This is a genomic window from Aminobacter sp. J41, from assembly GCF_000526635.1.
Lineage (GTDB): Bacteria > Pseudomonadota > Alphaproteobacteria > Rhizobiales > Rhizobiaceae > Aerobium.
In genome coordinates this window covers 138,190-152,806 of the sequence record NZ_JAGL01000006.1, presented here as the reverse complement: position 1 = coordinate 152,806, position 14,617 = coordinate 138,190, and the positions used below count along the sequence as shown (strand labels likewise).

General features: G+C 63.4%; 12 protein-coding genes and 1 tRNA gene. 4 read left to right on the top strand and 9 right to left on the bottom strand.

Translation table 11 applies throughout. The features are described 5' to 3' along the window. The first annotated feature begins 207 nt into the window (after window positions 1–207). The 3 genes from L630_RS0106800 (at window position 208) to L630_RS0106790 (ending at window position 3,701) form a co-directional block, all read left to right on the top strand. Window positions 208–284 (top strand) — tRNA-Met (locus L630_RS0106800). A gap of 334 nt (window positions 285–618) precedes the next feature. After that, complete coding sequence (locus L630_RS0106795) at window positions 619–2,973, top strand: xanthine dehydrogenase family protein molybdopterin-binding subunit (RefSeq protein WP_024847520.1); 2,355 nt, start codon at window positions 619–621, stop codon at window positions 2,971–2,973. Next, window positions 2,970–3,701, top strand: coding sequence for an enoyl-CoA hydratase/isomerase family protein (locus tag L630_RS0106790; protein ID WP_024847519.1), 732 nt, complete (start codon window positions 2,970–2,972; stop codon window positions 3,699–3,701). Before L630_RS0106795 ends, L630_RS0106790 begins: the two co-directional genes overlap by 4 nt. An 8-nt stretch (window positions 3,702–3,709) precedes the next feature. Here L630_RS0106790 and L630_RS0106785 read toward each other — a convergent pair whose 3' ends face one another. The 9 genes from L630_RS0106785 to L630_RS0106735 all read right to left on the bottom strand — a co-directional run bounded on the left by L630_RS0106785 (window position 3,710) and on the right by L630_RS0106735 (window position 13,973). Then, window positions 3,710–4,621 carry an acyl-ACP thioesterase gene (locus L630_RS0106785; protein ID WP_024847518.1) on the bottom strand — a complete coding sequence of 304 codons (912 nt, stop codon included), beginning with the start codon at window positions 4,619–4,621 and terminating at the stop codon, window positions 3,710–3,712. Window positions 4,622–4,642: 21 nt separating this feature from the next. After that, window positions 4,643–5,845, bottom strand: coding sequence for an acyl-CoA dehydrogenase family protein (locus L630_RS0106780; RefSeq protein WP_024847517.1), 1,203 nt, complete (start codon window positions 5,843–5,845; stop codon window positions 4,643–4,645). Continuing rightward, the gene (locus L630_RS21080; RefSeq protein ID WP_034329550.1) at window positions 5,845–7,011 is read right to left on the bottom strand and encodes an acyl-CoA dehydrogenase; all 1,167 of its coding nucleotides are present in this window, start codon (window positions 7,009–7,011) and stop codon (window positions 5,845–5,847) included. Before L630_RS21080 ends, L630_RS0106780 begins: the two co-directional genes overlap by 1 nt. Before the next feature lie 16 nt (window positions 7,012–7,027). Beyond that, the gene (locus L630_RS0106760; protein ID WP_034329581.1) at window positions 7,028–7,873 is read right to left on the bottom strand and encodes a p-hydroxycinnamoyl CoA hydratase/lyase; all 846 of its coding nucleotides are present in this window, start codon (window positions 7,871–7,873) and stop codon (window positions 7,028–7,030) included. A gap of 8 nt (window positions 7,874–7,881) precedes the next feature. Then, window positions 7,882–9,327, bottom strand: coding sequence for an NAD-dependent succinate-semialdehyde dehydrogenase (locus L630_RS0106755; RefSeq protein WP_024847513.1), 1,446 nt, complete (start codon window positions 9,325–9,327; stop codon window positions 7,882–7,884). A 32-nt stretch (window positions 9,328–9,359) separates the two neighbouring features. Continuing rightward, window positions 9,360–11,468 (bottom strand): acetate--CoA ligase family protein, encoded by a 2,109-nt coding sequence (locus L630_RS0106750; RefSeq protein WP_024847512.1) that lies wholly within the window; start codon window positions 11,466–11,468, stop codon window positions 9,360–9,362. Continuing rightward, window positions 11,455–12,315 carry a p-hydroxycinnamoyl CoA hydratase/lyase gene (locus L630_RS0106745; RefSeq protein WP_024847511.1) on the bottom strand — a complete coding sequence of 287 codons (861 nt, stop codon included), beginning with the start codon at window positions 12,313–12,315 and terminating at the stop codon, window positions 11,455–11,457. The genes L630_RS0106750 and L630_RS0106745 overlap by 14 nt, the downstream gene beginning before the upstream one ends. A 96-nt stretch (window positions 12,316–12,411) precedes the next feature. Next, window positions 12,412–13,140, bottom strand: coding sequence for an SDR family oxidoreductase (locus L630_RS0106740; protein ID WP_024847510.1), 729 nt, complete (start codon window positions 13,138–13,140; stop codon window positions 12,412–12,414). A gap of 23 nt (window positions 13,141–13,163) precedes the next feature. After that, window positions 13,164–13,973, bottom strand: a complete 810-nt coding sequence (locus tag L630_RS0106735; protein WP_144708868.1) for a helix-turn-helix transcriptional regulator — start codon at window positions 13,971–13,973, stop codon at window positions 13,164–13,166. A gap of 61 nt (window positions 13,974–14,034) precedes the next feature. Here L630_RS0106735 and L630_RS0106730 point away from each other — a divergent pair, with 61 nt between their 5' ends. Next, complete coding sequence (locus L630_RS0106730) at window positions 14,035–14,565, top strand: VOC family protein (RefSeq protein ID WP_024847508.1); 531 nt, start codon at window positions 14,035–14,037, stop codon at window positions 14,563–14,565. Window positions 14,566–14,617: the final 52 nt, after the last annotated feature.

Genomic DNA, 14,617 nt, shown 5'->3' with positions numbered 1-14,617 from the left:
CATATCCAGAACAAAAAGTAAGCTAACGCTTACGAAACTTCGCAGGCAACCGCCTGCAAAACATGAGGGCAAATGCCCAAGGTGACGCGGGGTGGAGCAGCCCGTTCGGCCTACAATCGATTCACAGGATCGATTGCTTGACGGCCTCACCTCCTCAGGCTACGCCTGAACTCGCTCCCGGGCTCAAAAGTCCGGCTCTAAAGGTATCGCGGGGTGGAGCAGCCCGGTAGCTCGTCAGGCTCATAACCTGAAGGTCGTTGGTTCAAATCCAACCCCCGCAACCAACTTTACCACTGACAAAACGGCCAGTCGGCCCGGGGCTATGTCCTGATGTCAGTGGGATAGGCTGTTGCGCACCCCCGCAACCAATCTTCTCAACACAGTTAACCAAAGTGTAGCTGCGTCGTTTGGCGCAGGTCGTGGCACCGGCCGCCCAGCCAGCCATCGCCGCTCCATCCGGTCGAAACGTTCAGGCCTGGATCCTCGGGTTAAGTCCGAGGAGACGAGGCGCGAGGTGCGCCGGGGAGAGAAAAGGGGGAGGGGCGGGGAGCCGCTAACTTCGGTTGAACAATATCAGGGAGCCATATATCGTCATCTCCGGGAAGGAGAGGACGGCGTATGATCGGGAAGTCTGTTCGCCGCAGGGAAGATCTGCGGCTGGTTCGGGGGGAGGGGCGTTATGCCGACGATCTATGGTTTGATAATGCCGCCCATGCGGTGTTCGCGCGGTCACCTTATTCGCATGCTCGGATCCTGAAGATTGACGCGACAGCCGCCCGGTCCGTTCCGGGTGTTCTTGCGGTTTTGACCGGAGCAGATCTCCTCGATGCCGGGCTCGGGCCAATTCCTCACCAGCTCGGGAGCTCGAAGACGGGCGCTGACGTTCCGCTCATCAACCGGTATGGCAGTGAGAGGGCACGGACGCCGCACCGTGCGCTTCCGACAGACAAGGTTCGTTTTGTGGGTGAAGCCTACGCTGCAGTCATTGCCGAGAGCGTCGACATCGCGAAAGACGCGGCCGAATTGCTCGACGTCGAGTGGGAAGAGTTGCCCGCGGTCACTCACGGCGTGGAAGCTGTCGCAAGCCACGCTCCGCTCGTATGGGAGGAACTGGCGAGCAACGTAGCGCTTGAGGCCGAGATTGGCGACGCTGCTGCAACGGACGCAGCGTTTGCCAAAGCAGCTCACGTGGTGCGCTTCAACGGGAATGTCCAGCGCGTGACCGGCATGCATCTCGAGCCGCGTGCTGCCGTTGCCACGTTTGACCGGGTGAGCGGTGATTTCATCCTTCATGCATCATCAGGCGTCGGCGTCGTCATCATGCGCGACCAGATCGCCGAGGTGTTCAGCCTTTCGCCCGACAAGGTCAGGGTCGTTGCGCCCCAGGATGTCGGCGGAAATTTCGGCACCCGTAACGCGGTGTACCCGGAGTTCATCGTGATTGCCGAAGCGGCCAGGCGTCTGGGGCGGCCGGTAAAGTATGTCGCCGAGCGCAGCGAAGCGTTCCTTAGCGACTATCAGGGGCGCGACCTGCACATTAATGCCGAACTCGCTCTGGACGAGGAAGGCAATTTTCTGGCCTTTCGCTCTGTGAACACCAGCAATCTCGGCGCCCACACGGTCTCCTATGTCCCGTTGAACAAGGGTGCGCAGTTGATGACAAGCCTCTACCGCGTGCCCGTCGCGTCGGTCGTGGCGAAAGCGGTGCTGACCAACACGCCGCCAACCATTCCCTATCGAAGTGCGGGACGCCCGGAGGCGATGTATGCGATCGAGAGGATGATCGACATCGCGGCGCGCGACTTCGGCTTCGACCGGATCGAGCTGCGTCGGCGCAACATGATCCCCTCGGACGCACACCCCTACCGCAATCCCCTTGGTGTGACCTACGACAACGGGGACCATCAGGCGCCAATGGAAAAGGCGCTTGAGCTCGCCGACTGGGCCGGGTTCGAGGCGCGAAGAATAGAGGCGCGGCGACGCAGGCTCTGCCGCGGCATCGGCTTCTCGAACTACATCGAAGGTACCGGTGGCGTGCCGCGCGAACGGGCCGTGCTCGTCGTTCGCCACGAGGATCACACCGTCGAGGTGATCGTCGGAACGCAGAACACCGGACAGGGTCACGAAACCGCCTTTGCGCAACTGGTGGCCTCGCTGCTGGGCGTGGATTTTTCGGACGTCAGGATCCGAACCGGCGATACGGAATTCGTCGTTGCCGGTGGCGGCTCGCACTCCGGCCGGTCGCTGCGCTTTGCCTCGATCGTCTTTCAGCAGGCGGCGGATGCAATCATCGCCAGGGCACGGACCATCGTCGCGAAGGCGTCGGGCTGTTGCGCCGAAGATGTGGCGCACGAAGACGGGCTGTTTCGAATTGCCGGGACCAACCGGACGATGAGTTTGTTCGAGGTCGCCCGAATTGCGACGGAGTTGGCAGATCTGCCGGCCGAGTTGCGAACATTGTCCGCCGTGGCCGATGTCGTCACTCCCGGTCTTGCGTTTCCCTATGGCGCAGCCGTGTGCGAGGTTGAGGTTGATCCCGAGACCGGACAGTGGCGGATTGAGCGTTACACCTCGGTCGATGATGTCGGGCGGGCACTCAATCCGATGATCGTCGATGGACAGACGCATGGCGGGATCGTCCAGGGAGCCGGCCAGGCGCTAATGGAATGGTCGCGGTTCGACCCCTCTTCGGGGCAGGCGCTTGCGGCGAGCTTGATGGACTACGCCGTCGCGCGGGCGAGCGACTTTCCCTTCTTCACCACCGAGATCAGCGAAGTACCGTCCAACAACCATCCGCTGGGTTTCCGGCCGGGCGGCGAGGGAGGGACTACGCCGGCGCTCGCCGTGACCAACAACGCGATCGTCGACGCGCTTGCGCATCTTGGTGTTCGCCACATTGAGATGCCGGCAACGCCGATGCGTATCTGGCAGGCGATAATGGACGCGAAAGCTCAACGGGAGGGGAAACATTGACGACCGAAGACGTCCGAATCTCGAAAACCAGCGAGCGCGTGCTCGTGGTCACGCTGAATCGGCCGGACCAAGGTAACGCGCTTACCGCGGAGATGGCCAGTGCAATACAGCAGGCCCTGTCATCGATGGATGCGGAGACCCGCGTCGTCCTGCTCGAGGCGGCAGGCGAGAACTTCTGCACGGGGCGCAACGGCGCGATGCCAAAGGCGGGAAGCCGGGCGACGGCCCTCGATCTTCGGCTCGCGGTTTCGGATCCGGTACTCGACTTCTACGAGGCGCTGCGCAGCGTACCGGTCCCCGTGGTGGCGAGGGTGCAGGGCCGCGCGGCGGGTGCCGGCTGCGCGATAGCTGCCCTCGCGGATGTCGCGATTGCCGCTGAGAGCGCCAGCTTCCAGGTGCCGGAGATGAACCACGACATCGCCCCGACCCTGGTGATGAGCGCACTGGCAGACCGCATCCCGCGGGCGGCGCTGTCGCGGCTTGTCCTGACCCGCGATGCAGTGGCTGCACACGAAGCAAAAGTGCTCGGACTGATCGGCCTCGTGGCGCCGGACGACAAGCTCGAGGCGGAGACCGATCGGATCATCGGGCAGCTTGCCGGCAACTCGTTGCCGGTTCTGCGCGCGGTGAAGGCGTTTCTCCGGACCAGCCCGGAGACTTCCTTTGCATCCCGCAAGGAGCTTGCGGCACTGATGAACTGCGTCGCGACCGCCGAGCGCTTCAGGTAGCAGCCCCCCTAGGCAACGATCAGGGCATCGAGCTCCGCTTTGGCGGCTTCCGTGATCCCCACGATCTTGCGTTGGTCGATGTCGAACACGATGGCAACGACCTCCTGATAGCCGAGGGGCCTGCCGTCCAGTGCATCAAGCAGCCAGTGCTCGAGCCGCATCACCCGGGAATCCGCGCCCTTGAAAGCCGAGCGGATTTCGATGCAGTCGCCCAGCTGAGGCCAATCAAAGTGAACGAGCCTGAACTCGAGGACCGCGCCGCCATAATTCTTCGGCGGCGTATCGGCATGCTGGACGACGATTTCGCGCAACGGCGCGGTCAGGCGCCGCACGCCATCGGCGGCTGCTCCCAGGAACTTCAGCGGCAGCATCCGCCCGTCAGGCCCGCAGTCGGTCCCGGTAAGGCTGCCAAGCATGATGCGGGTGTGCGCGGATAGATCCCGCGGAGCCGCGGAGATGGGCTCATGTCCGGTGCTGCGCGCCTGCGCTTCCTTCGGCACCTCCACCTGCAGCGCGGAAGCCAGCCTCACAAACTCGGCTGGCCACTCTTGCCTGCTTCCGTTGCCGTCGAGGCTCTGCAGACGCATCCGGAAGCTGGCGGCAAGGACGCCGGTGAGACTGTGATGGAGCAGGAAGACCGCGTCTGCATCGTCATCGCCCAGGCGCGAGAACCCGCCGGTAATGTGAAGCGAGTTTGCGGCATGTGCTTCGCGATGGAACCTGATGTGCGTTTCCTCCGGCCGTACCAGAGACGAAGCTGCCGCGCGCGGAATGCCCGCCTTTGCGAACAGGACCGCGACCGCTTCCATGCAGCGCGCCAGATAAAAGCGCGTGTTCATGTGACCCATCTCGTCGCATTCCCAGGCGTTCACACCCCCGCGCCAGAGTTCGGTGCCGAAAGAGAGAAGAGGGCTGTCCATGGGGTTCCTTTCCTGGAGGGCTTAGCCGAGCAGCGCGCGGGCGATTATCTCGAGCTGGATCTCGTTGGTGCCGCCGAAAATGCTCTGCGAGCGGGAGTTGAAGTAAGCTGCCGGGGCAACTTTGCGCAGTTCGTTGATCTCGGGTTCTTCGGGAAGGTCGTGCAGCGGGCGGTGCGGCTCCCAGCGGATCGCATCGGGCCCGAGTATCGACGCCGCGAGTTCGGAGATCTGCTGGCGAATGCGGCTGCGCTCGATCTTCATGACGGAGGAGGGAACGGCGCCGGGATTACCGCCGCTCTGTACCTTCGACATTACCGTCAGCTCGATCATGTCGTTGGCGTCGATGTCCATCGCGATTTCGGCCAGCCGGGCCATGAACAACGGGTCATCGACGGCTCGGCGACCGTCAGGTCCTGGCTCTTGCGCAATCTTGACCAGTTTAGCGAAGTGGGCTCGCAGCGTGCCGCCAGCGAAGGCGCCGCCGCGCTCGAATTCCAGCAGGTATTTTGCGATGTTCCATCCATCGCCTTCCTCACCGACACGGTCGGAAACGGGAACGTGGACGTCGTCGAAGAAGGTCTGGTTGAATTCGTGGGTGCCGTCGATCGAGAGGATCGGGCGGATCTCGACGCCGGGCGCCTTGAGGTCGATCAGCAGGAACGTGATGCCTTCCTGCTTCTTGCCGGTATCATCGGTGCGAACGAGGGCGAACATCCGATTGCAGCGATGCGCCTGCGTCGACCAGATCTTGCTGCCGGTGACGATGTAGTGGTCGCCGTCGCGTACGGCTTTCGTCTTTAGGCTGGCGAGGTCTGAACCGGAATTGGGTTCGGAGTAGCCCTGCGCCCAGAGGTCTTCGCCTGACAGGATGCGCGGCAGGTATTTCGACTTCTGCTCGTCGGTGCCGAAGCGCAGCAACACCGGCGCGATCATCTTGAAGCTCGCGCCGCGGAAGCGCGGCTCTCCGGCGCGTTCGCATTCCTGATCGAAAATGTAGCGCTGGGTCAGCGTCCAGCCGGTGCCGCCGTATTCCTTTGGCCAGGAAGGCGCAACCCAGCCCCGCTCGCGCACCTTCTCCTGCCACTCGAGGTAGTATTCTGGATCGCCGAGAAAGCTCGGATTGAGCCGTTCGGCGCGCTTCAGTTCGGGCGTCAGCGCGGAGGCGAGAAAGGCGCGAACCTCTTCGCGGAATGCAACTTCCTCTTCGCTCAGGTAAAGATCCATCACGCAAACTCCGGATCGCGCAGCAGGTTGCCGTTCAGGATTTCCGGCTCAAGTACGATCGAGGCATAGCGCTGGACGTGGTCCGTCGTGCTGCCGAAGCTGTTCTCGAAGGCGTAAAGCCTCCTGAACCAGCCGCCCAGTGGCATCTCCTCGGAGTAGCCGATCGCGCCGTGCAGCTGGATCGCTTCGTGCGCAACCAGCCGCGCCAGCTTGCCGATCTTTGCCTTGGCCCCGGACACGCCGCGAATGCGCTGGACTCTCGGAGCGTCGACGCTCAGCGTGGCGAGCAGGGCTGAGGCGCGGGCTTCTTCACATTTCACCGCCATTTCGGCAACTCGGTGCTGCAAGGCCTGGAACGACGCAAGCGGCTTGCCGAACTGCACGCGCTGCTTCAGGTAGTCGATCGTGGTGGCGAGCATCGCATCCATAACGCCGACGGCATCCGCGCACATCGCGGCGACTGCACGGTCGTGAAACTCCTCGAGCGTTGAGAGCACGTCGCCACTTCCTAGGCGTGCATCTTCTTCGGCGCGGAGGTTGTCGAAATGGATGTCTGCGGCCTCGCAGCCGTCGACGGTCCGGCAGGTCGTGAGCGTCAGGCCCTCAACTTCGCGCGGCACCGCGAACAAGGCGATGCCTTCCTCGTTCTCGACGCGTGCAGTCACCAGGATGGTGCTCGCTGCGGACGCTGCGTAGACAAGGATCTTGTCGCCGGTGATCCGGTACCCGTTGCCATCCTTCCGGGCGGTCGTTTCGACGTGATCGAGGCGCCCGCGTGCGCCATTTTCCAAATGCGCCAGTACGAGGGTACTCGTCCCCGAGATGAGCGGAGCGAGCAGATTTTCGCGCTGCCAGGAAGATCCGAGCCGCTCCACGAGCCCGCCTGCGAGCACCACGATCCGCACAAAGGGTTCGACGACGTTGGCGCGGCCGAACTCCTCGGCGAGGATCGACACTTCGACCGCGCCACCGCCAAAGCCCCCGGAGTCCTCCGAGAAGGGAAGCCCCAGCCAGCCGAGCTCGGCGAAGTTCGACCATAAGGATTCATCGATGGGAGCGGAATCGAAGGCCCGCTTGCGCCGCTGCTCGAGCCCATGTTTTTCCGAGAGAAAGCGACGCGCGCTGTCGCGCAGCATCGCCTGTTCCGGGCTGTAGTTCAGATCCACGACGACTGCCTCAGCCTTATCGGTTGTAGGTCCCGTGGCCGGGTTTGAACGTCTTCTGGTCGAGGAACTGCGACAAGCCCTTTTCGCGACCGCGTTCGGGATCGACGAAGGTCGTCTGGTCAGCCTTGGCGGTGAGGTACTCGGCCGACTCCTCCCAGGTCATTTCGCGCACATATTTGTAGGCCATGCGGGCCTGGCGCAGGACCGTCGGGTTCTTGGCAAGGAGAACCTTGCAGAGCTCGACCGTGCGCTCGCGCAGGCGATCGGCCGGCACCGCTTCGTTCACAAGTCCGAGCTGTTCGGCCACTTTGCCGTCGAACTGCTCGCCGGTCATGATGTAGTAGAGAGCCTTGCGGTCGTTCAGGAGCGTCGACACCGCCTTGGAGACGACACCGCCGGGGATGACACCCCAGTTGATTTCCGAGAGCCCGAAGACCGCGTCCTCGGACGCGATCGCCAGATCGCAGCAGATCAGTGGCGTGAAGGCGCCGCCGAAGCACCAACCGTTCACCATCGCGATGGTCGGCTTGGAGTAGTGCATCAGCGTCCGCCACTGCCAGGCGCGTGTCGAGCGGTAGGCGCGCATGCGCTCGACATCGGAAACGCCGTCGGTTACGCGGAAGAAGTCCTTGAGATCCATTCCGGCCGAGAAGGCTTCGCCCACGCCGGTAAGGACGATGACGCCGCAGCGGTCATCGATCTCGAGCACGTCGAGGACCTTGTTCATCTCTTCGGCAAGCGCAACGCTCATCGCGTTCCGCTTTTCCGGGCGGTTGAGCTTCACCCAGGCGATGCCGTCCTCGAATTCCACGAGCACGTTGTTGCCCCAGGGCTCGGGCTTGGCGGGAGTTTCGGAGGTCATCTGCAAACTCACATCTGGCTGATGAATTTCGTGGTGAGATAGGCGTCCATGCCTTCGGTGCCGCCTTCGCTGCCGTACCCACTCTGCTTGACGCCGCCGAACGGCGTTTCCGGCATGCTTATGAAGCTGTTGTTCAGACCGAGCATGCCCGTTTCCAGCGCTTCGCCCAGCATCGACGCCGTCTTCGTCGAGCGGGTGAAGGCATAGGCTGCCAGTCCGTATGGCAGGCGGTTGGCCTGCTCGAGGGCTTCGTCGAAGGTCGAGAAGGGGGCGGTGATGGCAAGCGGTCCGAACGGCTCTTCGTTCATTGCGCGCGCGGTTGCAGGCACGTTCGCAAGGACCGTCGGCTCGAAGAAGAAGCCGCGGTTGTGGCCGCGCTGTCCACCCGCCTTGAGCGTTGCGCCCTGATCGAGCGCGTCGGCGACGAAGGCATCCATTGCGGCGACACGGCGCGGATTGGCCAGCGGACCCATGCGCGTTTCCGGGTCCAGGCCGTCCCCGATGCGGATCGCCCTGGCGGCTTCCGCGAAGCTGTCGACGAACCGGTCGTGAATGCTCTCATGGACATAGAAGCGGGTGGGCGCGATGCAGACCTGGCCGGCGTTGCGATACTTGAAGGCGACCATCGATTGCACGGCTTGGTCGAGATCAGCATCGTCGAAGACCAGCACGGGCGCGTGCCCGCCGAGTTCCATCGTCGTGCGCTTGACGCCCGCCTGCGCTGCCATTGCGGCGAGCTGCTTGCCCACCACGGTTGAGCCGGTGAAGGTGATCTTGCGGATCTGCGGATGGAAGATCAGCTGTTCGGATACTTGCGCCGGTACGCCGTAGACGACGTTGAGAACGCCCTTCGGCAATCCCGCGTCGTCTAGCGCCCGGGCAATCGCCAGCACGGATGCGGGCGTTTCCTCGGAGGGCTTGATGACCATCGTGCAGCCCACGGCGAGAGCCGCCGAGATCTTTCGGGCTGGGATTACCACGGGCACATTCCAGGGCGTGAAGGCGGCAACCGGTCCGACGGCCTCTCGTGTTACCGTCCACTGCACGCCCGGAAACCGCGAGGGAACGACGCGGCCGTAGATGCGGCGTCCTTCCTCAGCCGTCCAGTCGAAGATGTCCGCCGCAGCCATTACCTCCATGCGGGCCTCGGCGAGGGGCTTGCCCTGCTCAAGAACCATCGCCACCGCGATCTGCTCGCAGCGCTCCCGCATCAGGTCTGCGGCCTTGCGAAGGATCTTCGCCCGCTCATAGGCGGGGAGGGCCTTCCAGGATTTGAAGGTACGTCCCGCCGCTTCGGCGGCCGCGTTGATGTCGTCGTCCGTGGCGTGCGGAACCTGCGAAAGCACTTCGCCGGTTGCCGGGTTCAGGACATCGTCAAGATGCCGGGAGCCGGCATCGATCCAGTGTCCGTCGATGAAAAGCTGCAGCGCAGGATAGCGCTCGTCCTTTGTCATGGCTCCTCCCCCGGCGCGCAAGGCGCCGCAATTCAGTCCTTTACGAACAAGGCATCCAAGGCGATTGCACCTTCACCTTCCGCGCCGACGATGAACGGGTTGATGTCCACCTCGGCAATCGCCGGATCCGACAGCATGAGCGCACCCAGCCGGACGACGGCGTCGGCCACGGCCGCCACATCGCGCGGGGCCTGCCCGCGGAACGGGCCAAGCAGCTTCGCAGCCTTGAGCTTTCGCAGTTCCGCGAGGACCTGGCTGCGGCTTGCAGTGGCCGGAAGCAGCCGGGCGTCGGCAAGAGCCTCGATCCACACGCCGCCGAGACCAACCAGCACAACCGGTCCCCATTGCGGGTCGCGACGAGCACCGACGACCATTTCGAGGCCTGGCTTCGCCATTTCCTCGACGAGTACACCGTCGAGCAAAAGACCCGGCTTTGCGGACATGACCTGTGCGTGCAGCTTCTCCCAGGCTGCGCGCAGCGCTTGCTCGTCGGCGATGTTGATGATGACGCCGCCGACGTCGCTCTTGTGTGAAAGCGCGGCAGCCTGTGCCTTGATCACGACCGGATAGCCAATATCCGAGGCGATCCTTGCGGCCTCCTCGACATTGCCAGCCATCGCTCCGCGTGGCACGCGCAGGCCAAGGTCAGCGAGAACCTTTTTGCCGGCGTACTCGGGGATGACGCCGCTGCCTTCGACCCTGACCGAAACGGTCGGAGCCGGCGCGCTTTGCTTCAGGGCGGCGAGCGCATCCGCGTAGCTCGCGACAGCAGCCATGGCGCGCATCGCCCGCTCAGGCGACCGGAAGAAGGGTATGCCGCTCTCGCGCACATCCTTCATGAACTGCTCGTCGAGCGGATAGTCGTCACCGATGATGTTGAGGATGACCGGCTTGTCGGCGCGCTTGTAGACCGGGATGATCGCGTCGGACTTGGCGAGCTGCATTTTCGGCGAGCCGCCCGCGTAGGACAGCAGCGTCAGCCCAATATCCTGCTGCTTGAGCAGCACCTCGACCGAGGTGCCGTAGATCGCCGGATTGGCAAAGCCGGTGGTGCCGATGTCGAACGGGTTGTCGACATGCACATAAGGCGGCACCAGCGTCTCCATCTCGGCCTTGATCTCGGGAGAAAGCTGCGCGAGCTCCAGCCCGACCTTCTCAGCGAAGTCGAAGCAGAGCCCCCGGATCGCGCCCGAGTTGGTGACGATGCCGGCACCGCCCGCTGGCGGCGTCGGGAAACGTGCAAGGATGGCCAGAACGTCGAAAAGCTCGTCCATCGTATCGACGAGAGCCACAGCCTCGTTGCGCAGGATCGTCTGCATCACGGCATGGTCGCCGGCCAGTGCCCCGGTGTGGGACTGCGCCGCGGCGCGGCCGCGTTCACTCGAACCGGGGTGCAAGAGGACGATCGGCACACCCTTGCTGCGGGCCTTTCGCGCCGCCGCGATGAACAGTCCCGAATTGCGGATTTGCTCGACATATACGCCGATGACGGCGTTCTGCTCGTCATCGAGCAGGAAGTCGACGAAGTGTTCGGCGCCCAGCGTCGCCTCGTTGCCGGTGGCGATCACATAGGAGACGTCGATGGCGCGGGCATGCATCGCAAAGCGCATGTTGGCGGCAGTGGCGCCGCTCTGCGCGATGATCGCGACGCGCTTGCTGCCTTCCTTCACCCCCGCGACCTCTACGGGCTCAAAGGTGAGCGGAATGCCGTCGACATAGTTGGTGTAGCCCATGCAATTGGGCCCGAGGAGGGCGATGCAGTTTTCCCGGCAGATCGCAGACAGTTCTTCCTGCTGCCTGCGTCCTTCCTCGCCGGCCTCGGCGAAGCCGGAGGTGTAGACGACGACGGCGGCAATCTCGCGCTCGATGCAAGCCCGCACCGAGTCCATGATTGCCACCTGCGGCACGATCAGGACGGCAACATCGATCCCCTTCGGCAGATCGCCGATGGTCTTGACGCAGGGCCGGCCGCGGATTTCATCCTTGGAGCGGCTGACGAGGTGAATTTCCCCCTCGTAGCCGAAATCCTCCAGGTTGCCGAGAACGCCGCCCCCGATCGATGTGCGTTCGGGCTGAGCCCCGACTATGGCAATGGAACGCGGCTTCAGAAGCCGGGCAACATTGGCATCAGCCACGGTCATATGCCTCCAGTCCCGGACGGAACGACTTCTTGTCGAGGAACTGGCTCATGCCGACGTTGCGGCCGTTCTCCGGATCGCGCAGCTCGGTCTGGTCCGACTTCGCCATAAGGTATTCGGCGGCCTGGTCCCAGGTGAGATCGCGGGTGAAACGGCAAGCCGTCTTCGCCTGGCGAAGCACGAAGGGGTTCTTGGCCATCAGCGTCTTCGCGAGCTCGCGGGTCGCATCCTTCAGCTGAGCCGCAGGCACGGCCTTATTCACGAGCTTGAACTCAGCGGCCTGCTTTCCGGTGAAGGTCTCGCCGGTCATGATGTAGTACATGGCGTCGCGGAAGCTCATGACTTCCAGAACCGCCTTGGTCACGATGCCGGCCGGGATGATGCCCCAGTTGATCTCCGAAAGACCAAAGACGGCATCCTCGGACGCGATGGCGAGGTCGGAGCCGACCAGGAACTGGAAGGCGCCGCCGAAGCACCAGCCGTTGACCATCGAGATGGTCGGTTTCGGATAGTGCATCATGCGGCGCCACTGCCAGGCAGCGTTGGCGCGGAACAGGCGCTCGCGCTGGATCGGCGGAACCTTGTCCGTGGCACGGAAGTATTCCTTGAGATCCATACCCGCGGAGAAAGACTCGCCGGCGCCCGTGACGACCATCACCTTGCAGCGATCGTCTTCTTCCAGTGCGTCCATGATCGCGTTCATCTCCCAGACGATGCCGGGATTGATTGCGTTCCGGCGCGCCGGACGATTGAGCGTCACCCAGGCGATGCCGTCTTCAAAGTCGACAACAACGTTCTCCCCCCAGGCAGGCTTGTTCGCAGACGCGGACGAGTCTTGTGCGTTTGACATGGCTCGAAACTCCCTTGTTTCGGCCGATGTATCAGGCTCCCATATATTCGTCAACCTGATATGATTGTTGCTCTATTGGTTGTTGCTGCATCCCGTTTAACCGCGTCCGAGGAAGGGCATGCCGACCGGCAGGATCGTGGATTCGAAGAGGTTCACGTCGGCCGGTAGCGTCACCATCAGCAGTGCGAGGCGCGCCACATCCTCGGGGCTCATGGTGTTCGGCCGGGGGACATTGGTGACGCCGGGAACCAGATCGCTGACGGTCGAACCCGGATGGAGCATCGAGACCGCGATGCCAAACTCGCGCCCATCTAACGCCAGCGAACGGGTCATGCCCTCAAGGGCGAACTTGCTGGCCGTGTAACCCAGCGTGTTCTGGCGCGGCACCTTGGCTGAGATGCTGCCGATGTTGACGATCCTGCCACCTTTGCCGCCCGCCTTCATGAGGCGAAACGCTGCTCGGCTGCAGAGGAAGACGGAGGTCATGTTGATGGCAATGATCTCGTCCCACCGCGCCTTGGTGAGCTGGTCCGTCGGCGTGTGATCGGCAATGCCCGCGTTGTTGACGAGGATGTGCGGCTCGCCGTAGGCCGACAGGCACTTCCCGAACAGGGCTTCAACCTGTTCCTCGTTCGTTACATCAGTCGGCACCGGCAGCGCTTCGCCACCTCCTGCGCGAATATCCTCCGCCAGCGCCTCGAGCTTGTCGGCGCTGCGCGCAGCAAGAACCGTTCGCGCTCCAGCACGCGCATAGGCCTTGGCGATCTCCTTGCCGATGCCCGTGCTGGCACCCGTCACGATTGCGGTTTTTCCGGTAAGGTCCATCTTGTTCCCCGTCCTGTTGATGATCAGAGTTTGAATGAGCCCGGCGCGCCCAGGAATTTCTGGAGGTCGCGCCGGGTGGAAACGCCAAGCTTGCGATAGGCACGCCGCCGGTAGGTGACGACGCTGCTGAGCGCGACCCCGGCCGCTTCGGCGATCTCGGTCTGCGATTTTCCTAGCAGCAGGCTGGCGACGACGTCAGCCTCTCGTGCGCTGAGCGCGTGTTCGCGGTTCATTAGCAGGCGCGACAGGTCCCTTAACGAGGGAGCCTGATGGAGCGCCTGGCGACGAAGCATGGCTGCATGCTTGCAGACCAGCGCCATGATCAGCGTGGACGCCCGTTCGAGCTTCTCAAGTTCGGCAGCGGTGGAATGCCCGCTCTCCTTCGTCCGGTAGGTGCTGGCGAAGACCGTTGGCTTGCCGGGCGCGTAAAGGGTCAGGCGTTCGACGATACCGCCGTGTTCGTAGCAGATCCGGCGGTAATCGGGGTCGATGATGCCGTTCCATGCCTGCCTCACCATCTGGATGCTGCCGGGCGGCGAGGAGAGTGCTTGGCGCGTCGTCCGGTCACGCTGCCAAAAGCTGCGCGCATAAGCGAGGGAAGCGGCCTCGGCGAAGCCCCTGATGTGGGGATGTTCTCCGGCGGCAAACAGAAACGTCAGATTGCCGTCTTCGGACGCTTCGAAAGCCGAACACAGATCGGCGCGCAAGAGCCGGCGCAGGAGGTCCAGCAGCCGTTCCGGGAACGATGGCTCGCCAATCGCCGCAATCGCAGCTGCCTCCGCCTCGATGAACTGCAGATTAGACATGGCGCTGTCCTCCAGCCGGGGGGACACAGACGGCCGCAGGCTGGAGTAGCCTCGAGCCAGATCTGAACAGCCAGAAGGAGGATGGCAGATGGTTCCCGCTCCAACGATCAAGGGGATGTACCACTTCTCGTTCCCATGCAGGGACGGCGAGGAGACGCGCAAGTTCTACGAGGACATTCTTGGCCTGCCGCTGGTCAACTGCATGACGGCCGAACGCGTGCCGAGCACGGGCGAGGAAAAGCCCTACGCGCACTTCTTCTTCGAGATGGGCGACGGCTCGTACATGGCGTTCTTCGACCTTGGCGAGAACCAAATGCCGCTGCCCTCGCCGAACACACCGGCGTGGGTCATGCACTTCGCGATGGAGGTTGAATCGGTCGAGGAAGTGCTTCAGCTGCGGCAGCGCCTTCAGGACGCCGGCGTGCAAACCACCGACATTGTCGACCACGACTTTATCCAGTCGATCTACTTCTTCGACCCCAACGGTCTTCGTCTTGAGGTGACGGCGCGCACGGAGGAGCCGGGCTACCTCGAAAAGGCAGCCAGCGAGGCCCATGCCACTCTCGCGGATTGGACGGAGAAGAAGGCAAAACTGATCGCTGCCCGCAAGGCATCGTAGCCAGCCGATTTGCATGTCGTTCCTCCCAGCGGCCGCTGCCTCCCGCAGCGGC

Coding starts and splice junctions, on each gene's coding strand:
- L630_RS0106795 (WP_024847520.1), top strand. CDS start 619: ATGATCGGGAAGTCTGTTCGCCGCAGGGAAGATCTGCGGCTGGTTCGG.
- L630_RS0106785 (WP_024847518.1), bottom strand. CDS start 4,621: ATGGACAGCCCTCTTCTCTCTTTCGGCACCGAACTCTGGCGCGGGGGT.
- L630_RS0106780 (WP_024847517.1), bottom strand. CDS start 5,845: ATGGATCTTTACCTGAGCGAAGAGGAAGTTGCATTCCGCGAAGAGGTT.
- L630_RS0106760 (WP_034329581.1), bottom strand. CDS start 7,873: ATGACCTCCGAAACTCCCGCCAAGCCCGAGCCCTGGGGCAACAACGTG.
- L630_RS0106755 (WP_024847513.1), bottom strand. CDS start 9,327: ATGACAAAGGACGAGCGCTATCCTGCGCTGCAGCTTTTCATCGACGGA.
- L630_RS0106750 (WP_024847512.1), bottom strand. CDS start 11,468: ATGACCGTGGCTGATGCCAATGTTGCCCGGCTTCTGAAGCCGCGTTCC.
- L630_RS0106745 (WP_024847511.1), bottom strand. CDS start 12,315: ATGTCAAACGCACAAGACTCGTCCGCGTCTGCGAACAAGCCTGCCTGG.
- L630_RS0106740 (WP_024847510.1), bottom strand. CDS start 13,140: ATGGACCTTACCGGAAAAACCGCAATCGTGACGGGTGCCAGCACGGGC.
- L630_RS0106730 (WP_024847508.1), top strand. CDS start 14,035: ATGGTTCCCGCTCCAACGATCAAGGGGATGTACCACTTCTCGTTCCCA.